General features: G+C 66.5%; 23 protein-coding genes. 21 read left to right on the forward strand and 2 right to left on the reverse strand.

What is annotated here, in order from left to right; all coding sequences use genetic code 11:
- Positions 1–318: hypothetical protein (locus tag H6A21_RS08185; RefSeq protein ID WP_204562260.1), on the forward strand; the 318-nt coding region annotated here is incomplete at its 5' end.
- Between the two features lie 302 nt (positions 319–620).
- The gene (purE, locus tag H6A21_RS08190) at positions 621–1,091 is read left to right on the forward strand and encodes a 5-(carboxyamino)imidazole ribonucleotide mutase (RefSeq protein WP_204562261.1); all 471 of its coding nucleotides are present in this window, start codon (positions 621–623) and stop codon (positions 1,089–1,091) included.
- 581 nt (positions 1,092–1,672) lie between these two features.
- Here the strand turns inward: purE and H6A21_RS08195 are convergent.
- A complete protein-coding gene (locus H6A21_RS08195; protein WP_204562262.1) occupies positions 1,673–1,891 on the reverse strand; it encodes a hypothetical protein in 219 nt (72 codons plus the stop codon).
- Between the two features lie 241 nt (positions 1,892–2,132).
- Between H6A21_RS08195 and H6A21_RS08200 the strand changes: the two genes are divergently transcribed.
- Both H6A21_RS08200 and H6A21_RS08205 read left to right on the forward strand, forming a co-directional pair.
- Entirely contained in the window at positions 2,133–2,954 is an 822-nt protein-coding gene (locus H6A21_RS08200; RefSeq protein WP_342636085.1) for a class B sortase, read from the forward strand.
- 246 nt (positions 2,955–3,200) lie between these two features.
- Positions 3,201–3,608 carry a molybdenum cofactor biosynthesis protein MoaE gene (locus H6A21_RS08205; RefSeq protein WP_239462753.1) on the forward strand — a complete coding sequence of 136 codons (408 nt, stop codon included), beginning with the start codon at positions 3,201–3,203 and terminating at the stop codon, positions 3,606–3,608.
- A gap of 334 nt (positions 3,609–3,942) precedes the next feature.
- Here H6A21_RS08205 and H6A21_RS08210 read toward each other — a convergent pair whose 3' ends face one another.
- Complete coding sequence (locus H6A21_RS08210; RefSeq protein ID WP_204562263.1) at positions 3,943–5,271, reverse strand: putative ABC transporter permease; 1,329 nt, start codon at positions 5,269–5,271, stop codon at positions 3,943–3,945.
- Between the two features lie 238 nt (positions 5,272–5,509).
- Here H6A21_RS08210 and purF point away from each other — a divergent pair, with 238 nt between their 5' ends.
- From purF to atpC, 17 genes are all read left to right on the forward strand, one after another.
- Positions 5,510–7,138 (forward strand): amidophosphoribosyltransferase, encoded by a 1,629-nt coding sequence (gene purF, locus H6A21_RS08215; RefSeq protein WP_204562286.1) that lies wholly within the window; start codon positions 5,510–5,512, stop codon positions 7,136–7,138.
- Positions 7,139–7,334: 196 nt separating this feature from the next.
- On the forward strand, positions 7,335–8,438 hold the full coding sequence (purM, locus tag H6A21_RS08220; protein ID WP_204562264.1) for a phosphoribosylformylglycinamidine cyclo-ligase: 1,104 nt from the start codon (positions 7,335–7,337) through the stop codon (positions 8,436–8,438).
- A gap of 166 nt (positions 8,439–8,604) precedes the next feature.
- A complete protein-coding gene (gene purN, locus H6A21_RS08225) occupies positions 8,605–9,261 on the forward strand; it encodes a phosphoribosylglycinamide formyltransferase (protein WP_342636087.1) in 657 nt (218 codons plus the stop codon).
- Positions 9,262–9,489: 228 nt separating this feature from the next.
- The gene (locus H6A21_RS08230) at positions 9,490–10,653 is read left to right on the forward strand and encodes a methyltransferase (protein WP_204562288.1); all 1,164 of its coding nucleotides are present in this window, start codon (positions 9,490–9,492) and stop codon (positions 10,651–10,653) included.
- Between the two features lie 335 nt (positions 10,654–10,988).
- The gene (locus H6A21_RS08235; protein ID WP_204562265.1) at positions 10,989–11,693 is read left to right on the forward strand and encodes an L-threonylcarbamoyladenylate synthase; all 705 of its coding nucleotides are present in this window, start codon (positions 10,989–10,991) and stop codon (positions 11,691–11,693) included.
- Position 11,694: 1 nt separating this feature from the next.
- On the forward strand, positions 11,695–13,239 hold the full coding sequence (gene glpK / locus H6A21_RS08240) for a glycerol kinase GlpK (protein ID WP_204562266.1): 1,545 nt from the start codon (positions 11,695–11,697) through the stop codon (positions 13,237–13,239).
- Positions 13,240–13,289: 50 nt separating this feature from the next.
- Positions 13,290–13,727, forward strand: coding sequence for a ribose 5-phosphate isomerase B (gene rpiB, locus H6A21_RS08245; RefSeq protein ID WP_204562267.1), 438 nt, complete (start codon positions 13,290–13,292; stop codon positions 13,725–13,727).
- 213 nt (positions 13,728–13,940) lie between these two features.
- A complete protein-coding gene (gene upp, locus H6A21_RS08250; RefSeq protein ID WP_204562268.1) occupies positions 13,941–14,588 on the forward strand; it encodes a uracil phosphoribosyltransferase in 648 nt (215 codons plus the stop codon).
- A gap of 6 nt (positions 14,589–14,594) precedes the next feature.
- Positions 14,595–14,891: a hypothetical protein gene (locus H6A21_RS08255; protein ID WP_204562269.1), complete on the forward strand. Its 297-nt coding sequence runs from the start codon at positions 14,595–14,597 to the stop codon at positions 14,889–14,891.
- A gap of 31 nt (positions 14,892–14,922) precedes the next feature.
- Positions 14,923–15,720, forward strand: a complete 798-nt coding sequence (atpB, locus tag H6A21_RS08260; RefSeq protein WP_204562270.1) for a F0F1 ATP synthase subunit A — start codon at positions 14,923–14,925, stop codon at positions 15,718–15,720.
- Positions 15,721–15,821: 101 nt separating this feature from the next.
- Positions 15,822–16,016 carry an ATPase gene (locus tag H6A21_RS08265; protein ID WP_204562271.1) on the forward strand — a complete coding sequence of 65 codons (195 nt, stop codon included), beginning with the start codon at positions 15,822–15,824 and terminating at the stop codon, positions 16,014–16,016.
- A gap of 43 nt (positions 16,017–16,059) precedes the next feature.
- Entirely contained in the window at positions 16,060–16,656 is a 597-nt protein-coding gene (gene atpF / locus H6A21_RS08270) for a F0F1 ATP synthase subunit B (protein ID WP_204562272.1), read from the forward strand.
- Positions 16,649–17,122 (forward strand): F0F1 ATP synthase subunit delta, encoded by a 474-nt coding sequence (locus tag H6A21_RS08275; protein ID WP_204562273.1) that lies wholly within the window; start codon positions 16,649–16,651, stop codon positions 17,120–17,122. The genes atpF and H6A21_RS08275 overlap by 8 nt, the downstream gene beginning before the upstream one ends.
- 5 nt (positions 17,123–17,127) lie before the next feature.
- Positions 17,128–18,732 (forward strand): F0F1 ATP synthase subunit alpha, encoded by a 1,605-nt coding sequence (gene atpA / locus H6A21_RS08280; RefSeq protein ID WP_204562274.1) that lies wholly within the window; start codon positions 17,128–17,130, stop codon positions 18,730–18,732.
- A 16-nt stretch (positions 18,733–18,748) separates the two neighbouring features.
- Positions 18,749–19,657: an ATP synthase F1 subunit gamma gene (gene atpG / locus H6A21_RS08285; RefSeq protein ID WP_204562275.1), complete on the forward strand. Its 909-nt coding sequence runs from the start codon at positions 18,749–18,751 to the stop codon at positions 19,655–19,657.
- Entirely contained in the window at positions 19,657–21,090 is a 1,434-nt protein-coding gene (gene atpD / locus H6A21_RS08290) for a F0F1 ATP synthase subunit beta (RefSeq protein ID WP_204562276.1), read from the forward strand. The genes atpG and atpD overlap by 1 nt, the downstream gene beginning before the upstream one ends.
- A 5-nt stretch (positions 21,091–21,095) precedes the next feature.
- Positions 21,096–21,494 (forward strand): ATP synthase F1 subunit epsilon, encoded by a 399-nt coding sequence (gene atpC / locus H6A21_RS08295; RefSeq protein WP_342589682.1) that lies wholly within the window; start codon positions 21,096–21,098, stop codon positions 21,492–21,494.
- The last annotated feature ends 71 nt before the right edge of the window (positions 21,495–21,565 follow it).

Consider the following 21,565-nt stretch of genomic DNA (forward strand, 5'->3'; position numbering starts at 1 on the left):
GGCCCGGGCGGGGTACACTGCGGCTGTGGTACGAAAACCGATAAGGAGGATTCCGTGCGCGCGAATCTGACTGCAGCCGCCCTGCTCGCCGGGTTGCTGGCTCCCGCGTCGGCCTATGCCGACGCCGCCGGGACCCAGCAGGCATCCGGCAGCAACCCGTTCATGTTCCTGGCGCTCGTCGTCATCTCGATGCTGCTCGGCCATGCCATCTACGTCATGCACCGGCGCCGCCAGGATCGCACGCGCGCGAGCTCGCGCGCGACGGCTTCCAAGACCGCGCGCCCGCAGCGCAAGAAGCGTCCCCACAAGAAGCGCTAGGCGCGCGAGACGCCGCCCCGTGCGCGGCGGACCCGCCTTCCATGCGGGAGGTGCCCGCCGCCGCTGCCGTCCCGCCCGTGCGACGGCCCTGCCGCCATCTGTGCTCCCGCGTATGCCGCATGCCTTGGTCACCCTTCCGGAACATCATGACGTTCCGTCCGCCTGCCCCTCCGCCACGCGAGCAAACGCCCTGTGACTCCATGTCCGCGCCGTCGCGCCCGCCCCGCTATACTGAAATCTGTTCACCAGGTAAGGGACGGGCGAGGTGCGCCCGTCGCCGCTCTGATCACAGGAGGCCACACATGGCAGATACCGAAAAGACCCCGCTTGTGGGCATCATCATGGGTTCCAAGTCCGACCTGCCCACCATGGAGGGCTGCACCGCCGAGCTCGAGCGCCTCGGCGTGCCCTACGAGCTCGTGATCGCGAGCGCCCACCGCACGCCCGACAAGGTGCACGAGTGGGCCGGCTCCGCTGCCGAGCGCGGCCTGAAGGTCATCATCGCCGCAGCCGGCAAGGCGGCGCACCTCGGCGGCGTCGTGGCCGCCTTCACGCCGCTGCCCGTCATCGGCGTGCCCATGAAGACGAGCGACCTCGGTGGCCTCGACTCGCTGCTCTCGATGGTGCAGATGCCCTCCGGCGTGCCGGTGGCATGCGTCGCCATCAACGGTGCGAAGAACGCCGCCATCTACGCCACGCAGATCCTCGGCGCGACCATGCCCGAGTACCGCACGGTTATCGAGAACATGAAGCGCGAGATGGCCGAGGCGTAGAGCCGATGCCGTGCGCGGCGCGCCGATGCTCGGTAGGCGTGGGCGTGCCGCGTTCTTTGCGCACAAGGGGAGGCGGGTCATATGGCGACGCGCGATCGGCATGATGCCAACGCTGAAAGCACGCAGGATCGATTCGGCGGCGAGCTGCGGTCGATTCCCGTGGAGCGCGTGCGGATGGTTCGGGCGGGTTCTCATTTCTCGTCATCGCATGCCGATGGCGACGACGAGCAGACGCCCCGTCCTGCCGGGGCGCGCTTCGCGCCCGCGTCCGCACCTGCCGCTGATGGGGGCGAGATAGGCGAGGGCGCCGCGCGTCCCGCAGGCAAGCGCTTCGCTGCACCCGCTGCGCTCGGGCCTTCTGCTCGCGCGGTCGCGTCGCCGGCGTCCGCAGCCCCGAGGCCATCCGCACCCTCATCTGCTGGCGTGTCTGCGGCTGTGGCAACTTCACCGACCCCTCGTGCGGGTAGGGCGTCTGCTCCCACCGTCGATGCGCTGCCCGAGTCCGCTCCGGGTGCGCCCGCCGCGGCATCTTTGGGCGCGGCGTCCCCGGCGGGCAGCGCCCGTCACTTCGCGACCGCCGCTCATACGGCTTCTGCCCAGGTCGCGTCCACCTCTTCGGCGCGTCCCGCGGAAGCGCGTTGTGCCGAGGCGAGCAGCATGCCGTCTGCGGGCGAGGCGGTCTCGGCGACGCCCCATCCGGCAGCGTCCCGCTCTTCGCTCTCGTCCGTGCCGTCGCCCACCGATGCTGCGCGGGCCGCGTCTGCCCCGGCTGCCCCGTCTGCTGATGTCACCCAGCGCATGGCCGTTTCCGCAGATCAACCGGCGGCGCCTCCCAAGCCCGCATCGTCTCCGAGCCCTTCTCCGACAACATCCTTACCCGCAGACGTCGCTTCCGGTCAGGGCGCGGTCTCCCCACTGCCCGCAACCGGAGTCGCGTCCGATCGAGCACGGGCGTCAGTCGCCCGTGCAGCAGAGGCGAGCTATGCGGCTGCGCTCTCGCGCGCGGGGGAGCGCGTCTCATCGGCTCACGCGGGCAAGCAGGTGACACCGCGCGTCCCGCGTGCCGGCGAGTCGGCGGAGCCGCCTTCGGGCTACTCTTACGCGAAACGCCGCAAGCCGGTGCTCTCCTATGCCCTCATCGCGATTGGCGTCGTGCTCCTGCTGGTGGCGGGCGGGTTGTTCATCCGTGCGCAGATCGGCTACAGCGAGGCCCAGAGCACCTACGCCGAGTTGCAGCAGTACGCTGTGGTGTCCGACGAGGGCGATGCCGTGCCCACCGTCGATTTCGATGCACTGGCCGCCATCAATCCCGATGTCGTGGGTTGGATCTATATCCCGAACACGCCGGTGAACTACCCCGTGGTGCAGACCGATAACAACACGACCTATCTCACGCGGCTGTTCGACGGTTCGGGCAACGGTTCGGGCACCATCTTCATGGACATGGACGACGCCGCACCCGGTATGGTGGATGAGCAGACGACGCTCTACGGCCACCACATGAACGACGGCAAGATGTTCAAGATCATCGACAACACTATCGACCAGGCGACCTTCGACACGATCGGGACGGTGTACTACATCACGCCACACGTCACCTACGAGCTGAAGCCGATGTTCACCGCGCAGGTCGAGGAGACCTACACCGCGGCGCGCACGCCCAATTTCACCGGTACGGGCGATACGCTCCAGTCGTATCTGAGAAACCTCTACACCTATGCGAAGGCCGAAGCGGCCGATGCGTCCGAGCGCATCGACCAGGCGGCACACGTCATGAGCCTCGTGACGTGCGCAGGAGAGATCATCCCGCGCACGACCCGCGCCGTCATGGTGCTCGATATCGCGGCGGCCTACGCCCACTAGTCGCGGCAGCACGACAACGCAACATGTAGCGTGCACCCTCTGCATGCAGGGCAGCATGCGGACCGGCCCGATGCGCTGGCGCCATCGGGAGTGTTTGCGCTCGCAGCGCCCGCGTGTCCTCCCCCGCTCTCCGGATGGCCCTCCGCGCGCTTCAGGCGAAATGCTGCCGGACGGCCATTCCCAAGAGGCTACAATGCTTGCGGACGGCGGGCACCGCGCCCGCCCGCGAAACGAAAAGGAGCTGGAATGGCACAGCAGATGCCCTCGATCGATACCTGGCTTGCCGAGGCGAAGGCCGACCCGAGCTTTCGCGCCTGCGGCATGTACCTCATCCATAACGGGACGGTGCGCGAGACGCCCAAGGCCGAGGCACGCGGTGTGGCAACCGACGGCGTGCAGCCGGGCCACAAGGTGGGCGGCATGACGTTTTCCTACGACCGGAGCAAGGTCGATGCCGCCATCGATGCCACGCGCGCCCTGCCCGGCATCGGGTACGTGCGCGTATGGCTCAACGAGGGCGAGCTCGAGGTGGGCGACGACATCATGCTCGTGCTCATCGGCGGCGACATCCGCCCGCGCGTAATCGACGCCCTGCAGTCGCTGGTCGGCACCATCAAGAACGAGTGCGTGGCGGAAATCGAGCACGAGGCGTAAGACGCAGCGCGGCGCATGCAGCTGCTGGGCGACTCGCCGTGCGCCCGCGATGTCCGGCGCGCAGGTGCGATACGCGGCGGCATTCGAGATGCACGGCGGACGGCCGGGCGCATGCCGGGCGTCCGGTGCGCACGATCGGCGGCCGTGGCCTGCGGCGAGCCGCGCCCTTCGGACGGCAAGCCGTGCTCGGCGGACGGCCGGGCGTCCTGCACGGTGCGTTCCGCCTTTTCCACTATGGCGAACATGACGAAGGCGGCGACCCCTCACATCGAGGGGCCGCCGCCTTGCGTGCAGGGGCTTGTGTTTTCAGGCGAGTGCGCTTGGGACGGGTACCTTATGCCTTGGGCGTGATTGCATCCGAGGCCGCTGCGCTCGCGCTCCCGCGGTCCACACGGCTCGTGGTCTCGGGATGGATCGTCATGCTCTGGAAGCGGTGCGCCATGAACGCGTTGTCGAAGTGGTCGGCGTAGAACTCCTCGACCGGCGAGTTGGGGGCGATATTGCTCTCGCGCTCGAACCAGCAGTCGAGGGCCTGCAGCGTCATGATGCAGTTCACGAGCATGAGGACGGCGCAGATCGACGTGAACGAGTAGCGTGCCTTCCAAGGGATGAGATTGATGAGGTTAAGCAGGTGCGGGAGCAACAGCTTGATCCACACGAGGCCGAGGAAGCCCCAGATGCAGGCGAAATTCGTGCAGGTGCGGCCATGTGTGAGGGCGGCGATGGGGTCGGGCATGAGGCCAAACAGCGTGGCGTTTGAGTAATCCCACGCCACCGCGCCGAATGCCGTCTGCATGAACCAGCTCACCGCGCATTCGAAGGCGCCGCCGATCAGGGCGCTCACGAGGAAGATGACGATGGGACTTTTGCGGTAGAAGCGGTTGAGGGCGACGGTCATGAGTCCGGCGCCCACGCCATAGATGGGCGAGAACGGGCCGAACAGGAGTCCCGCGCGGTCCTGGTAGACGCCCGGGTCGACGACGACCATATGCCAGATGGTCTCGAGCACAAGGCCGAGGAAGCTGCACACCACGAATACCCAGAACAGGTTGAAGAAGTTGAGCTTGATGTAGCCCTCGCCGGTCTCGTCGCGCCCGAGCATGCCCTCTTCGGCAGCTTCGCGGTCCTGCATGTCGCGCAGGCGCGCCTGCAGGTCGCGCTCCTGGCGCAGCGTCGGGTCGAGGCTGGTGGAGATGACGATCAAGATCACCATCTGGATGGCGGGCAGGATGAGGCTCGGGTCGATGCCGTCGAGCATGATGTTCACGATCGCCTGGGCGAGCGTGATGACGATCAGGATTTCGGACCGGATTGCCGCGCGTCGGCGGTCGTTTTTCAGCAGGGCGCGGCCGAAGCGGATGAGTAGCACCGAGGCGATCAGCGACAGCACCACGCTGATGCAGGCGACGATGACCGTGAGGGTCGGGTCGGCGGCGATGCTCAGGTCTTGCGGCGAGCGCACCATGACGACCACGACGGCGCCGATGAGCAGGGCGATCAACGGCAACGAGATGATGCCGTCGGCCAGGCACAGGACGCCGTAGACCTTCAGCAGCCGCGGGATGCCCTGCTTCTCAGGGGGTGCCGGTTGCTTGGGATCGAGAAGGTTGGGCGATGGGCGCACATCCCTCGATGCAACGCGCGCGGATGCAGTCGTGCTCACAGGGCGCTCCTTGTCATAGATGGTTTGGAATCTTAGGTGGTTGGGGTGTATCGAAGCCGTGGGGCATATTAGGGGTTCTCTCCATTAGCTTGCGGTTCTATTCAGATGGGCGCGGGAAAATCCTGCCGGAGGTGTTTTCGCGTGACCTGCCGCATGGGCGCGCACGGGCAGCACGGCACACCTATAATGTGCGGGTCTCGATAGCGAAGCCGGTGGGAAGGGATTTCGTATGCTCGATATGACCGTGGAGGCGACGGGCTGCGCATCGTCGCGGCAGGTGGGGTCGACGGATGGCGATACGCTGCACGAGGAATGCGGCGTCTTCGGCGTCTGGGCCCCGGGGCGCGACGTCGCGCGCATCACGTACTTCGGCCTGAAGGCGCTCCAGCACCGCGGACAGGAGTCGGCGGGCATCGCCGTGGGCGATGGCGGCACCGTTATGGTCCGCAAGGACCTCGGCCTGATCGATCAGGTTTTCTCCGAGGCGGATCTCTCCACCCTTACCGGCCAGCTCGCCGTGGGCCACGTGCGCTACGGCACGGCGGGCGCCAAGAGCTGGGAGGCCGCCCAGCCGCACCTGTCCACCATCAACGACGTCATCATCGCGCTCGCGCATAACGGCACCCTCGTCAACACCGACGAGCTGCGCCGTCAGCTCATCGAGCTCGGTGTGCCGTTCCTGTCGAACTCCGACTCCGAGGTCGCCGCGAAGCTCATCGGCTATTTCACGCAGCGCACGCATCATCTGCGCGAGGGCATCCGCAAGACCATGGAGCTCGTGCGCGGCGGCTACGCCATGACGCTCATCAACGAGGAGGCGCTCTACGCCTTCCGCGACCCCTACGGCATCCGCCCGCTCGTGCTCGGCCGCTTGGGCGGCGAGGCGTCCGGCGAGGCGGGCGCGTCGGAGGAGCCGCCGGCCTGGATCGTGGCGTCCGAGACCTGCGCACTCGACATCGTGGGCGCCACGTACGTGCGCGATATCCGCCCGGGCGAGATTTTGCGCATCTCTGCGGAAGGGCTCGTCTCCGAGCAGGGCGTGCCCGCGGCGAAGGAGTCCGCCGAGTGCATCTTCGAACAGGTTTACTTCGCGCGCCCCGATTCGTTCATGGGCGGCAAGTCGGTCTACGCCTGCCGCTACGATATGGGGTGCCAGCTCGCACGCGAGGTGCCGGTCGAGGCGGACATGGTCATCGGCGTGCCCGACTCCGGTCTGCCGCCGGCGGAGGGCTATGCGGCGGTCAGCGGCATCCCCTTCGGCGAGGGCCTCATCAAGAATCGCTACGTCGCCCGCACGTTCATTCAGCCCACGCAGGAGCTGCGCGCCATGGGCGTGCGCATGAAGCTCAACCCGCTGCGTGACAACATCGCCGGCAAGCGCCTCGTGGTCATCGACGACTCCATCGTGCGCGGCACCACCATGGTGCAGCTCGTGCGGATGCTGCGCCAGGCGGGCGCGGCGGAGGTGCACGTGCGCATCAACTCGCCCGAGGTCGTGTGGCCGTGCTTCTACGGCATCGACACCGATGTACAGACGCAGCTCATCAGCGCCAACAAGACGGTGGAGGAGATCCGCGCCTTTATCGGGGCCGATTCGCTCGCGTTCCTCTCCGTCGAGGGCCTGCTCGCCTGCGTGCCGGCTATCGGCGTGCGCGCGGGTGAGGGCGCGGGCGCCCCGGCGCGCGGCTACTGCACGGCGTGCTTCACGGGCGTCTACCCGGTCGCCATTCCCGAGAGCTTCGGGCGCGACAAGTTCATGGACGGCTACGATCCGTGCAACCTGACGGAGAGCCCGGTGCTGCCGCGCGACATCGTGCAGGAGAAGGACCGCGACCACAGCTGGGAGGCGTCGCATCCCGGCGCGTAAGCGCGAACAGGACGAAGCCGAGCCCGCCCAGGCGGACACCCGTCGCCGCGAGGATGGTCTGTGGCCGCCTCGCGGTGCGTTCTTATCGGGCGTCCGCACGGCCGCGAAGGCAGCACATGTCCCGTGCGCCCTGCGCGCCCGCGTGCGCCCTGCTATCATCATGAGCAGGTAGAACCTCCTTATCGAAAGGACACGCATGAGCGAGAACACCAAGCACGTGACCTATGAGGACGCGGGCGTCGACACCGCCGAGGGCGGCCGCGCGGTCGATGCGATCAAGCAGATGGTTGCCGAGACCAACCGTCCCGAGGTCATCGGCGGTATCGGTGGCTTCGGCGGCCTGTTCTCCGCCGCCGCGCTGAAGGATATGGAAGACCCCATCCTCATCTCGGGCACCGACGGCGTTGGCACGAAGCTCGTGCTCGCCCAGATTCTCGATCGCCACGAGACGGTGGGCCAGGACCTCGTCGCCATGTGCGTGAACGACATCCTCGCCTCGGGCGCCGAGCCGCTGTTCTTCCTCGATTACATCGCCATCGGCCACATCGAGGCCGAGCACATGGCCAAGATCGTGCGCGGCGTGGCCGACGGCTGCAAGCTCGCGGGCTGCGCGCTCGTGGGCGGCGAGATGGCCGAGCACCCCGGCGTCATGCGCCCGGACGACTACGACCTGGCCGGTTTCGCCGTGGGCGTCGTCGACCGTCCGAAGATGCTCGACCCCGAAAACGTCCGTCCCGGCGACGTCATCTTGGGCCTGCCCTCCACGGGCATCCACTCCAACGGCTACTCGCTCGTGCGCCGCGTGATCGGTGTCGACGGCATCGTCCCCGGCACGCCCGAGGCTGCCGCCAAGAAGGCCGAGCTCGAGGCGATCGAGGTCGCGCCCGGCCTGTCGCTGGCCGACGCCCTGCTCGCGCCTACGCGTATCTACGTGAAGCCCATCCTCGAGCTGCTGCGCGCCGGCGCCCCGGTGCACGCCATCGCCCATATCACCGGCGGCGGCATCACTGAGAACCTCAACCGCGCGCTTGCCGCCGATGTCGACGCCGTGGTGGAGCGCAACGGCGCCGCCATGGGTTGGGACGTGCCGCCCGTGATCACCTATATCGCCGAACACGCCGAGCTCGCCCCGAACGAGGCCTGCAAGACGTTCAACATGGGCGTCGGCCTCATGCTCATCTGCGCGCCCGAGGACGAGGCGGCCATCACCGCTCAGCTCGAGGCCGCCGGCGAGCACCCGTTCCGCGTCGGCACCTGCGTCGAGGGCACCGGTAAGGTGGTGTATGCCGATGAGCGCTAACGACGAGTACCGCAAGCTGGTCGAGGAGGCCGGCCTTCCGCCCGAGGCACTGCCGAGCGACGCGTTTTTCAGCGCCAATGTGGACGGTGAGCTCAAGCGCGCCATCGAGGCCGCCGAGGGCCAGGAGCCGGCGGGCGACGGGCTGCATATTCCCGATTGCAACGAGATCGAGGCCGCCCGCGCCGCCGTGCGCGCTGCCGGCGAGAGTCCCTCGCCGCTGAAGATCGGCGTGCTCATCTCCGGATCGGGCACGAACCTCCAGGCGCTCATCGATCGCATCGCCGACGGCTCGCTCAACGCCACGATCGAGCTCGTCGTGTCGAGCCGGCCGTCTGCCAAGGGCCTCCAGCGCGCCGAGGCGGCGGGCATCCAGACGCTCACCCTCTCCAAGGAGATCTACGCCGACCCCATCGCGGCCGACGAGGTGATCGCCCACGAGCTGCTCGCGCAGGGCGTCGAGTACGTCATCATGGCCGGCTACATGCGCATGGTGCACGCGCCGCTGCTGGCCACCTTCCCCAATCGCGTCGTGAACCTGCATCCGGCGCTGCTGCCGAGCTTCCCCGGCGCGCACGCCATCGCGGACGCGTATGAGCGCGGCGTCAAGGTCACGGGCGTGACCGTGCATTTCGCGAACGCCGCCTACGACGCCGGCCCCATCATCGCCCAGCGCGCGCTTGCGGTCGAAGAGGGCTGGGATGTCGATACGCTCGAGTCCCACATCCACGAGATCGAGCACGAGCTGTACCCGCAGGTGGTCCAGCTGCTCGCCGACGGCCGCGTCCACGTGCGCGAGGACCTTACCGTCGCCGTGGCGGACTAACCGATAGGCGCCTGAAGGGTATATCAGGCGGGGCCTGGCCGCATGGTCGGGCCCCGCCTCGCATATCTGTCGGATATCGGGCAGAAGATGCGGGATGGGCGGCAGGGGCGTGTGTGCGGACAGCGCCGATGCGTCCCCAAACCTGCCGTGCGCGCGTTGACGTCGCGCCCCGGTGGGTGCGTGCTATAGAATCGCGGGGATAGGGAAACGAGAACGGGGACGGAGCGCATCATGGCGGAAACCTGGACGGTCAAGCGGTGCCTTGATTGGACGAACGAATATCTCGCGAGCAAGGGCGACGAGAGCCCGCGCGTATCGGCGGAATGGCTGCTCACGTCCGTCACGGGCCTGCAGCGCATCCAGCTCTACACCGACTTTTCCCGTCCCCTGTCGCCCGATGAGCTCGCCCGCATGCACGAGGCGGTCGTGCGCCGCGCGAAGGGGGAGCCGCTGCAGTACATCACGGGTGAGACGTCGTTCCGCACGATCGACATCAAGTGCGAGCCCGGCGTGCTCATTCCTCGCCCCGAGACGGAGATGCTCGTCGAGGAGGTCCTGACCTACTTGGATAACCAGGTGCTTGGGAGCCGGGCCGACGCCCGCCGCCGTCGGCGCGTGGCCCTGCCGTGGAACGACGAGGTCGAGGCGAAGCGGCAGGCCGAGCTCGAGGCGCAAAAGGCGCGCGAGAAGGAGGAGGCCGAGGCCGAGACGCCCAGTGCCGACCAAGGGGGAGAACCCGATCCCGCACCTGCAGGCGAGCAGGATGCCGAGCCCGCGCAGGAGCCCGTCGCTGCTAAGGAGCCCGAGGCCGCGCCCCGAGTGGCGCGCGTGCTTGAGGTCGGCTGCGGTACGGGCTGCATCTCGCTGTCGTTCGCCACGGAGCGCCCCGGTCAGGTGGTGTGCGTGGCGACCGATATCGAGCCGCGTGCCGTCGCGCTCGCATGCAAGAACCGCGAGGCGCTCGGCATCGCGCCCGAGGTGGTCGACATCCGCGAGGGCAACCTCGTCTCGCCGCTCGACCGCACGACCGAGTGGGGCACCTTCGACGTGCTCGTGTCCAATCCGCCCTACATCCCGACCGCGGTGCTGAAGACCATCCCGCACGAGGTCGCCGGGTACGAGCCCGACCTTGCCCTCAACGGCGGCCCTGACGGGCTCGATATCTTCCGCCGTCTCGTGAACGCGGCGCCGAGCATGGTGCATGCCGGTGGCCTTCTCGCCTGCGAGCTGCACGAAACGACGCTCGACGCGGCCGCCCAGATCTGCGTGGACGCCGGGTTCGAGTCCGTGCGCATCGCGCGCGATCTGGCTGGCAGGACGCGCTTCGTGCTCGCGATCGTGCCCGAGCGCGCCGTCGAGGCCGCCCGCGCCCGCTTCGCGGCACGCGCGTAGCTCGCGCGCCGGTATCGCCCGCGTCGCGCAGCCGCCGACCTCCCTTGCATTGTCTTCGTGCAAAAGGCACACGAAGGCTTGGTTCGTGTGCCTTTTGCACGAAGACAATGCAAGGGCGCGTCCTTGGGAGCGGTGCACGTTGGGCGCGGCGACGCGCGTTCGGTCTGCACGGGCTGCCGCAGGCGTTTCGGTGTCGCGTTTGTGCAGGCGATGTGTGCGCGGCCCTTTGCCGATTACATTTCACGTTTACCCGCTGGGTTGAAGCCGGCCCCGGTGCGGCGTGAGACAATCCCATACGTCAAAAGTCATGTCGTCCAGAGAGGGAGATGTCGGATATGCAGCGAATCTATCGGGTGGTAGGCGGCGCCGAGCAGCCGAGCCCTTTGGCCATTCGCGATGCGGCATCGGTCCTCACCGCCGGGGGGCTTGCGCTCGTGCCCACCGAGACGGTCTATGGCATCGGCGTCAGCGTGGCCGCCTATGCGAGCGAGCCGAACATGCCGGCCGACACGACCGGATACGGGCGCATCTTCACCTTGAAGCGGCGCGACGTCCGCCAGACGGTGCCCTGGCTCGTAGGCGGCGAGGAGGCGCTCGACGCGTTCGGCGCCGATGTGCCCCACGAGATCCGCGTGCTCGCGCGCGCGTTCTGGCCCGGCGCGCTGACCCTCATCGTCAAGGCCTCGGATGCGGTTCCTCCCTTCATGCAGGCAGATGACGGAACGGTCGCCCTGAGAGCCTCCGCCTCCCCGGTGATCCAGGCGCTCGTGCGCGCCTGCGGTTCGCCTCTGGCCGTCACGAGCGCCAACACGCACGGCGCCCCGGCGCCCACGGCGTTTCGCGATGTCGAGCCGCGCGTGCTCGCGGGTGTCGACGCCGCGATCGACGCCGGCGCCACCGTCTGCGACGGCGCCTCCACGATTGTGGCGGTCGTGGACGGCACGTACCGCATCGTGCGCGAGGGACCCATCTCGCGCGAGCGCATCGAGCGTGCGCTCGCGAACGCTGCACCCACCGATTCTGACACTAAGGGGCTGTGATATGTCCTTTTCTCTATCCGACCTCGGACTGGTCGATCGCGTCGGCCCCATCTCTCCCAGCGGCTACATCATGGCGCTCGACTCGGGCACCACGTCGGTGCGCGCCATCATCGTCGACGAGTACGACTGCATCGTGGCCCAGGCCTCAAAACCCATCAAGACCTTCTATCCCCAGCCCGGCTGGGTCGAGCAGGACCCCATGGAGATTCTGGCCTCCCAGATCGCCGTCATGGCCGAAGTCCAGTTCAAAAGCGGTATCCACTCCGATCGCATCGCCGCCATCGGCCTCACGAACCAGCGCGAGACCTGCATCGTATGGGACCGCGACAGCGGCCAGCCCATCTACAACGCCATCGGCTGGCAGTGCCGGCGCACCGCCCCGATCGTCGACGAGCTCATCGCCGCCGGCTACGATGACATGGTGCGCGAGAAGACGGGCTTGAAGCTCGATCCGTACTTCTCCGGTACGAAGATCAAGTGGATTCTCGATAACGTCAGCGGCGCGCGCGAGGCGGCCGAGGCGGGCGAGCTCATGTTCGGCACCGTCGACACGTGGCTCATCTACAACCTGACCGGCGGCATGGTCTACGCGACCGACTGCACGAACGCCAGTCGCACGATGCTCTATAACATCAACACGCTCGAGTGGGACGACGAGCTGCTCCGCATGCTCGACATCCCGCGCTCCATGCTGCCCGAGGTCCGTTGGAGCTCCGGCGATTTCGGCCATGTGTCGAGCGAGGTCATGACCCACATGCCGCTCATCGCGGGCGTGGCGGGCGACCAGCAGGCGTCGTTTTTCGGCCACTGCTGCTTCGAGCGCGGCGATACGAAGAACACCTACGGCACCGGTTGCTTCATGCTCATGAACACCGGCGACGAGATCGTCCGCTCGAACAACGGGCTCATCTCGACCATCGGCATCGCCGAGGGCGGCAAGATCTCCTACGCGCTCGAGGGGTCGATCTTCCATGCGGGGTCGGTCATCCAGTGGCTGCGCGACAAGCTTGGCATCATTTCCGACGCGAGCGAATCCGCCGCTATTGCGAGTTCGGTGCCCGATAACGACGACTGCTATCTCGTGCCCGCCTTCACGGGCCTGGGCGCGCCCTGGTGGGACCCGGGCGCGCGCGGCATCATCACGGGCTTGACCGCCGCGTCTGATCGCGCCACGCTCGTGCGCGCGGCCTGCGAGTCCATGGCGTACCAGAGCTTCGATGTGCTGCGCTCGATGGAGGCCGACGCGCACATGAGGCTCTCGGAGCTCTCCGTCGACGGCGCGGCCTCCCGCAACGAGTTCATCATGCAGTTCCAGGCCGACCTGCTCGGCATCCCGGTCGTGCAGACGGAGGCGGTCGAGACGACGGCGCTCGGCGCGGCGTATCTCGCCGGCCTCGCGGTGGGCTTTTGGGAGGACCGCGAGGAGCTCGCGGCGGACCATGCGCGCGGCAAGCGCTTTGAGCCCAAGGGCGACGAAAGCGTCATTGCGCATTGCCTGTCGGGCTGGCATGACGCCGTGGCGCGCTCCCGAACCGTGATACAGTGAGATAGAGCCCTGCGCCCAACGCCTACCATCGCGAACGAGAGGATATCTACATGCGCGTCGCCATCGCTTCCGATCATGCCGGTTTCGAGCAGAAGCAGCAACTCGTCGACTTCCTGGCATCCGAGCTCAAGGTCGACACCGTTGACTGCGGCCCCGATACCGACGGGCGCGTCGACTACCCCGACTATGCCGTGAAGGTGGCGAACATGGTCGCTACGGGCGCGGCCGACCGCGGCGTGCTTGTGTGCGGCACCGGTATCGGCATGGCGGTCGCTGCCGACAAGGTCGCCGGCATCCGTGCAGCCTCCATCACCACGCCCGAGTTCGCCGACCTCTTCCGCCGCCATAACGACGGCAACGTCGTGTGCCTTTCCGGCCGCTTTGTCGATCTCGACGTCAACAAGGACATCATCAAGGTCTTCCTCACCTCCGAGTTCGAGGGCGGCCGCCACGCTGAGCGCGTCGCGAAGATCATGAAGCTCGACTAGCCGCATCCGCCTATCCATCGCGTGCTGCACGGGTCCTGTCCGAATTCGGACGGGGCCCTCTTTAGGTTCGCGGCGCCATGCGGGGTGTGCAGATATGCAGGTGTATATGGATAAATTATGTAAACGGCAGCTCCTAAGCGTGGGAAATCGGGTACCCTAGCGAATGGTATGCCGGACATGGTGCCCGACATGTTCGTTTTGGGGAGTGAGGATATGGCCTCGTCATTCGATGCGACCCGCGTGAGCGTGGTCGATCATCCGCTCGTGCAGCACAAGCTGTCCCTTCTGCGCGACAAGCAGACGGGTTGCAAGCAGTTCCGCGAGCTGGTGCGCGAGCTCGCCCGACTCGAGACCTATGAGGCGACGCGCGACCTGCCGCTCGAGCCGGTGCGCATCGAGACACCCATCGCCCCGATGGAAGCGGCCCATCTCGCCGGGCGCACGCCGGCGGTCATCCCCATCCTGCGCGCGGGCCTGGGCATGCTCGAGGGCGTGCTCGACCTCATCCCGGATGCACTCGTGGGCCATTTGGGCATGGAGCGCGACGAGGTCACCCATGAGCCGCGCGAGTACTACGCGAAGCTTCCCCGCGACATCGCCGAGCGCACCTGTCTGGTGGTCGACCCCATGCTCGCGACGGGCGGGTCCGCCGAGGCCGCTTTGAGCTACCTGCGCGCCCAGGGTGCGCGAGATATCCGCTTCCTGTCCATCGTGGCGGCGCCCGAGGGGCTCTCGCGCGTGCTCGAGGGCGATGCGGATGTGCGGGTCTTCGCCTGCGCGATCGACGAGTGCTTAAACGAGAACGCCTACATCGTGCCTGGCCTGGGCGATGCGGGCGATCGCATCTTCGGCACGCTCTAGGCTCGGATGGACGTCGTGCCGACGATATCTGAGGTCGTCGTCGCGGTGGTGGGAATCATCGCGGGGGCGGTGGGGTACGCGCCGGTGCTCGTGGCGCTCCGATACGCCGCAAGCGGTCGCGCGCGGCTGCATATCGCGGTCGGCATAGCGGCCGTCGCGCTATCATTTGGCCTGCTGACGGTCGTAGAAGGTGTCGCGTGGATGTTGATTCCCGACTCTTTTCTTGCCTTCAGCTTAGGTTTGGTACTAGGATACGTGTCTATGCTGACCCTTATGGCGGTCTTGGCGCTCAGGGCGCACTGACCAACAACAGCACTTGAGGAGGGCTTTAGTCTTGGAGGCTTTCGCACTACTGCCTGACGAGATCAACAAACTCGTCTCGGAGTTCCATTCCATCCCCGTTCTGGGCGACCTCACGATGGGCCTCACCCAGTACACGTTCTGGCTGCTCGCGTCGACGGTTCTGCTGCTCGTGATCATGGCCGTGTTCGTGAAGAAGCTCGCGCTCGTGCCGCATGGCACGTTCTCGAACCTCATGGAGTGGGGCATCTCGTTCGTGAAGGATGACGTCTGCGAGCAGATCATCGGCAAGAACTGGAAGCGCCACTTCCCGTTTCTGGCGACGCTGTTCTTCTTCATTCTCGCGAACAACGTCGTGGGTATCATCCCGGGCATGAAGCCGGGCAGCGGTACCATCTCCACGACCGCGGCGCTCGCCCTGGTCGTCTTCATCTACTTCGTGGCGTGCGGCGTGCGTGCCCGTGGCCCGATCGGCTACCTCAAGAGCCTGGCGCCCGAGGGCGTGGCATTCCCGCTCAATATCCTCATCTGGATCATCGAGCTCATCTCCACCATCCTGCGCCCCATCACGCTGGCCATCCGTCTGTTCTGCAACATGTTCGCCGGCCACATCGTCATGGGTTCGTTCGCCATCATGGTCACGCTGTTCGCCCAGCCGCTGCTCCAGCAGCTCACGGCGTCCAACGTGCTGGCGGCCCTGCCGGGCGTCCTGTTCGCCCTCATCCTGCTCGTGATCTACGTCATCGAGATCTTCGTGGCGTTCGTCCAGGCGTATGTCTTCACCATCCTGACCGCGGTCTACATCCAGGAGGCCGAGGAGGTCGAGGAGTAGCGCGCCTGCGCTATCACATTCGGTACCGAGCGCATGTGCGCTTGATATAGCAAGGTAGTTCCTTAATGCACAAAGGGTGCATAGCAACTAAAGGAGGAATCGTGGGAGTTATCGGTTACGGCCTCGGTGTTATCGGTGCAGGCCTTGCAATCGGTCTTGCGGCGTATGGTTGCGCCACCGCTATGGCGCGTCAGCCTGAAATCCAGGGCCGCGCGTTCACCGTCTTCATCATGGGCGCCGCCTTCGCTGAGGCTCTGGCCCTGATCGGCTTCGTCGTTGCCCTGGTTGTTCAGTAAGCGCACGATGCGCATCGCAACCACACGCAAGGGAGAAGAAGCCATGAAACTCGATCACATCCGTATGTCCGCGGCGCTCGCTGCGGCTGCGTGCATGGTGCCCTCCGTGGCGTTCGCCGAGGAGACGTCCAACGGTGCGGAGATCTTGATCCCCAAGCCCGCGGAGTTCATCCCGGCCCTCGTGATCTTCCTCATCATCCTGGCGCTTCTGTGCAAGTTCGCCTGGCCGCCCGTGATGGCCATGCTCGAGAAGCGCGAGAAGACCATCGAGGACAGCATCAAGGAGGCGGAGTCCACGCGCGAGCAGGCCGCCGAGACGCGCCGTCAGGCCGATTCGGTGATCGCCGACGCCCGTCGCCAGGCCTCCGATATCGTGCTCGCCGCCCGCTCGGACGCCGAGAAGGAGCGCGCCCGTATCGTCGCCGACGCTCACGCCGAGGCCGAGGACATCATCTCCAAGGCTCACGACCGCGCTGACGACGAGCTCCAGCGCGCCTATGCGAGCGCGACGGATTCCATCGCCAAGGTGTCGGTGGCCGTCGCCTCCAAGATCGTGGGCGAGGCCCTCGCCGACGATCCGGAGAAGCAGCGCGAGCTCATCAAGAAGTACCTAGCGGAAGTGGGTAGCCTCCATGCCTAGTAGCGACCGCATCGAGAGCCGCAGGCTCGAGACATACGCGCGCACGCTGCTGGAGGCCTCGAAGGCCGAAGACCATGTGTACGAGAACATCGCGCCGCTTATCGCCCAGGCGGAGGCGTCGCCCGAGGTTCTCGCCGTGCTTGCCACGATGTCCGAGAAGGGCGACCTGGACAAGCTGCCCGAGGTTCTCGACCTGTATCGCGGCATGGTCGACGAGCAGCAGGAGGTTGTGGGCGTCCATGTGACGACCGCCATCCCGCTCGACGACGAGCTCCGCGATATGATCACCCAGAAGTGCGAGTCCGATCTCGAGTCGCGCGTGTTCCTCATCGAGCATGTCGACCCAACGATCATCGGCGGCATCATCCTGTCGGCCCGCGGCCAGCGCCGTGACGCCTCCGTGCGCACGCAGCTCGAGCTCGCCCGCAAGGTGATGACGCAGGATACGAAGAAGAGGGAGGTATAGCGTCTATGTCCGAGGCTATCAGCGCCGAGAACATCGAGCGCATCCTGGAACAGCGCCTCCTTGACCTCAATGCCACGGTGGACACGCAGGAGGTGTCCCAGGTCGCCGAGGTTGGCGACGGCATCGCGCATGTCGCCGGTCTCCAGCGCGCCATGGCGGGCGAGCTGCTTGAGTTCACGAGCAGCTCTACCGGCAAGACCGTTTACGGCTTGGCGCAGAATCTGGACCGCGACGAGGTGGGCGCCGTTCTGTTCGGCGACGTCGACCTCATCAAGGAGGGCGACACCTGCCGCACGACCGGCCGCGTCATGGACATCCCCGTGGGCCGCGGCATGCTCGGCCGCGTGGTGAACCCGCTCGGTCAGCCCATCGACGGCAAGGGCCCCATCAACGCGACCCATCGCCGCCCCATTGAGTTCAAGGCCCCCGGCGTCATCGCGCGCAAGCCCGTGTGCGAACCGGTCCAGACCGGTCTGTTGGCCATCGACGCGATGGTGCCCATCGGTCGCGGCCAGCGTGAGCTCATCATCGGCGACCGCAAGACCGGCAAGACGGCCATCGCCATCGACGCCATCATCAACCAGCGCGGCAAGGGCATGGTCTGCATCTATGTCGCCATCGGCCAGAAGGCGTCCACCGTCGCTTCCATCCGCGAGACGCTGGCGAACCATGGCGCGCTCGACTACACGATCATCGTGTCGGCCACCGCGGCCGATTCGGCGCCTATGCAGTACATCGCCCCGATGGCGGGTGCCGCGATCGGCGAGTTCTTCATGTACAACGGCGAGGACGGCGAGCCCGCAAGCGCCACCAACCCCGGTGGGCACGTGCTCGTGGTCTACGACGACCTGTCCAAGCAGGCTGTCGCCTACCGTCAGATGTCGTTGACGCTGCGCCGTCCGCCGGGACGCGAGGCGTACCCGGGCGACATCTTCTACCTGCACTCGCGCCTGCTCGAGCGCGCCTGCAAGCTGTCCGACGAGAACGGCGGCGGCTCTCTTACCGCCCTGCCGCTCATCGAGACGCAGGACGGCGACGTGTCGGCCTACATCCCGACGAACGTGATTTCCATCACGGACGGTCAGATCTACCTGCAAAGCGATCTGTTCTTCCAGGGCCAGCGCCCCGCAGTCGACGTCGGCATCTCCGTGTCGCGCGTCGGCGGCGACGCCCAGACGAAGGCCATGAAGCAGGTGGCGGGCAATCTGCGCCTCGACTTGGCTGGCTATCAGGAGCTGCAGGGCTTCACCCAGTTCGGCAGCGACCTGGACGCCTCCACGCAAAAGCAGCTCACCCACGGCTCCCGCATGACGGAGCTGCTGCGCCAGCAGCGCTTCCGTCCCATGACGGTGGCCGACCAGGTGACGGTGCTGTATGCCGGCAACAAGGGGTACCTCGACGATCTCGAGCTCTCTGAGGTCCTGCCGTTCCGCGATGGCCTCATCACGTTCATGAACGGCGCCTACGGCAAGCTGCTCGCGCAGATCGGCGACGCCAAGATCGATGACGCCTTGGGCTCGAAGCTCGAGGACGCCATCGCTGAGTACAAGAACCAGTTCGTGTCCGCACGCGTGCAGCAGGCCGAGCCTGCTGCCGGCGAGACGGCGTAAAGGAGCAATCAGCCCTATGGCCAACCTCCGCGAAATCAAGAAGCGCATCGACTCGGTGTCCAGCACCGAGCAGATCACGCGCACCATGGAGATGGTCTCGACGGCTAAGATCGGCCGCGCGCTCGTTCGCGAGAAGCAGTCTGAGGTGTATGCACGCGCCATTACGGACGTGATGCTCACGGTGGCGGAGGACGCGTCGAAAGACGCCAATCCGCTGCTGAGCAACCCTGAGCACTACGACTGCGCGCTGCTCATCGTCATCAACTCCGATCGCGGCCTTGCGGGCGGGTTCAACGTGATGGTGGAGCGCGCGGCCGACAAGCGCATCAAGCACTTCCGCCGCCACGGCGCCAAGCGCGTCGAGCTCATCACGTGCGGCCGCAAGGCGTGCGATTACTACCGCCACGACCCCGACGTCGTCATGCGGGTGGAGGGCGAATCCGATAATCCCACGACCGAACGCGCCCGCGTCATCGCGAGTTACGTTTGCGACGGCTTCGCGAGCGGCAAGTTCGGCCGTGTGGACATCATCTACTACCATGCGCGCAATCGCGTGGACCAGGACTTGCGCGAAGAGCGCATCCTGCCGCTCGATTCGATCGTGCTCGCCACCGCCCGCGGCCCGCGTGCCAATGAGGGCGAGGCGCCCCGTCGTCTCACCTCGCCGTTCGAGTACGCACCGAGCGCCGACCATGTGCTGTCGAAGCTCATCCCGAGCTACGTGCTCACGGTCATCCAGCAGGCGCTGATCGATTCGGCGGCTGCCGAGCAGGGTGCGCGCCGCAAGGCCATGCATTCCGCCACGGAGAACGCGAGCGCGATCATCACTGAGCTCACCCGTACGTACAACCGCGTGCGCCAGGCGTCCATCACGACCGAGATCAACGAGATCGTCGGTGGTGCCGCTGCATTGGAGGATTACTAATGGCAGATACCATCGTTGCCCCGTCTGCGACGACTGCCGGTGTCGGGCGCATCGTCCGTATCATCGGCCCCGTCGTGGACGTCAAGTTCAAGCAGGGCGTGCCGGGCATCTACAACGCCCTGACCGTCGATGCCGAGACGCCCGTGGGCCGCATCAAGACCGTGCTCGAGGTCGAAAGCCAGCTGCCGGGCGGCGTCGTCCGCTGCGTGGCCATGTCCTCCACGGATGGCCTGCAGCGCGGCATCGAGGCCGTTGACACCGGCGGCCCCATGAAGATGCCCGTGGGCAACCAGACCCTCGGCCGCATCTGGAACGTCATGGGCGAGCCGGTCGACGGCAAGCCCATGCCCGAGGTGGACGACTACTACCCGATCCACCATCCCGCGCCGAGCTTCGACGAGCTGACGACCAAGACCGAGATCTTCGAGACCGGCATTAAGGCCGTCGACCTGCTCGAGCCCTACATCCGCGGCGGCAAGACCGGCCTGTTCGGTGGCGCCGGTGTCGGCAAGACGGTGCTCATCCAGGAGCTCATCAACAACCTCGCCCAGGAGCACGGCGGCACCTCGGTGTTCACCGGCGTCGGCGAGCGCACCCGTGAGGGCACCGATCTGTACCTCGAGATGAGCGAGTCGGGTGTTATCGACAAGACCTGCCTGGTCTACGGCCAGATGAACGAGCCGCCCGGAGCGCGTCTGCGCATCGGCTTGGCCGGTCTGACCGAGGCGGAGTACTTCCGCGATCGCGGCCAGGACGTCCTGCTGTTCATCGACAACATCTTCCGCTTCTCCCAGGCGGGTTCCGAGGTCTCGGCCCTGCTCGGCCGTATGCCGTCGGCCGTCGGCTACCAGCCCACGCTTGCAACCGAGATGGGCGACCTGCAGGAGCGCATCACCTCCACCAAGACCGGTTCGATCACCTCGGTGCAGGCCGTCTACGTGCCCGCCGACGACCTGACCGACCCGGCGCCGGCGACGACGTTCACCCACCTCGATGCCACGACGGTTCTGTCGCGCAGCATCTCGAGCCTGGGCCTGTTCCCGGCAATCGACCCGCTGGCGTCGACCTCCGACGCGCTCGATCCTTCGATCGTGGGCGAGGAGCACTATCGCGTGGCCGTCAAGGTGCAGGAGATCCTCCAGCAGTACTCCGACCTGCAGGACATCATCGCCATCCTGGGTATGGACGAGCTCTCCGACGAGCAGAAGCTCACGGTGAGCCGTGCCCGCAAGATCCAGCAGTTCCTGTCGCAGTCGTTCCATGTCGCCGAGAAGTTCACCGGCAACCCCGGTGTCTACGTGCGCGTGGCCGACACGGTGCGCTCGTTTGCCGCCATCGTCGACGGCGAGTGCGACGATCTGCCCGAGCAGGCATTCCGCTACGCCGGGACCATCGACGACGTCCGCCAGCGCGCCGAGCAGATGGAGGCGTAGTCGCCATGGCCATGCATCTGCGTATCGTCTGCCCCGATTCGTGCGCATTCGATGGTCCCTGCGCGTTCGTGACCATTCCGACGACGGATGGCCAGATCGGCATCGCCCCGCTGCATGCGAGCGAGATCACCACCATCGCCGCAGGCTATGTACGCGCATGCGATGAGCGCATGGGTTCGGTCGATCACGTGTTTGCCGTGAGCGGCGGATACGTCCAGATCGCCAACGACGAGATCGTCGTGCTCGCCGATCGCGCCGCCGACGTCGCCTCCGTCGATGCCGCTGAGCTTCAAGCCAAGATTAAAGGTTTTGAAGACCAGTTGAGCGTTTTGTCGGAGAGCGATGCACACCGTGCCTACCTCTATAATGAAATCGCATGGTGTAAGTTGCTGCTCGCTGCATAACGGACTCGCCGTTCAGCTCGAGCGCCAACAAAGAGGATAAGACATCATGCCCGGGGGCCTTGGCGCACCCG

The sequence above is a fragment of the Collinsella tanakaei genome (assembly GCF_016902615.1).
Lineage (GTDB): Bacteria > Actinomycetota > Coriobacteriia > Coriobacteriales > Coriobacteriaceae > Collinsella > Collinsella tanakaei_A.

Excerpts from the sequence above, each read along its gene's own strand:
- purE (WP_204562261.1), top strand. The coding sequence starts at position 621 with ATGGCAGATACCGAAAAGACCCCGCTTGTGGGCATCATCATGGGTTCC.
- H6A21_RS08195 (WP_204562262.1), bottom strand. The coding sequence starts at position 1,891 with ATGCGCTGGGTGACATCAGCAGACGGGGCAGCCGGGGCAGACGCGGCC.
- H6A21_RS08205 (WP_239462753.1), top strand. The coding sequence starts at position 3,201 with ATGGCACAGCAGATGCCCTCGATCGATACCTGGCTTGCCGAGGCGAAG.
- purF (WP_204562286.1), top strand. The coding sequence starts at position 5,510 with ATGACCGTGGAGGCGACGGGCTGCGCATCGTCGCGGCAGGTGGGGTCG.
- purM (WP_204562264.1), top strand. The coding sequence starts at position 7,335 with ATGAGCGAGAACACCAAGCACGTGACCTATGAGGACGCGGGCGTCGAC.
- H6A21_RS08235 (WP_204562265.1), top strand. The coding sequence starts at position 10,989 with ATGCAGCGAATCTATCGGGTGGTAGGCGGCGCCGAGCAGCCGAGCCCT.
- glpK (WP_204562266.1), top strand. The coding sequence starts at position 11,695 with ATGTCCTTTTCTCTATCCGACCTCGGACTGGTCGATCGCGTCGGCCCC.
- rpiB (WP_204562267.1), top strand. The coding sequence starts at position 13,290 with ATGCGCGTCGCCATCGCTTCCGATCATGCCGGTTTCGAGCAGAAGCAG.
- upp (WP_204562268.1), top strand. The coding sequence starts at position 13,941 with ATGGCCTCGTCATTCGATGCGACCCGCGTGAGCGTGGTCGATCATCCG.
- H6A21_RS08255 (WP_204562269.1), top strand. The coding sequence starts at position 14,595 with ATGGACGTCGTGCCGACGATATCTGAGGTCGTCGTCGCGGTGGTGGGA.
- atpF (WP_204562272.1), top strand. The coding sequence starts at position 16,060 with ATGAAACTCGATCACATCCGTATGTCCGCGGCGCTCGCTGCGGCTGCG.
- H6A21_RS08275 (WP_204562273.1), top strand. The coding sequence starts at position 16,649 with ATGCCTAGTAGCGACCGCATCGAGAGCCGCAGGCTCGAGACATACGCG.
- atpA (WP_204562274.1), top strand. The coding sequence starts at position 17,128 with ATGTCCGAGGCTATCAGCGCCGAGAACATCGAGCGCATCCTGGAACAG.
- atpG (WP_204562275.1), top strand. The coding sequence starts at position 18,749 with ATGGCCAACCTCCGCGAAATCAAGAAGCGCATCGACTCGGTGTCCAGC.
- atpD (WP_204562276.1), top strand. The coding sequence starts at position 19,657 with ATGGCAGATACCATCGTTGCCCCGTCTGCGACGACTGCCGGTGTCGGG.
- atpC (WP_342589682.1), top strand. The coding sequence starts at position 21,096 with ATGGCCATGCATCTGCGTATCGTCTGCCCCGATTCGTGCGCATTCGAT.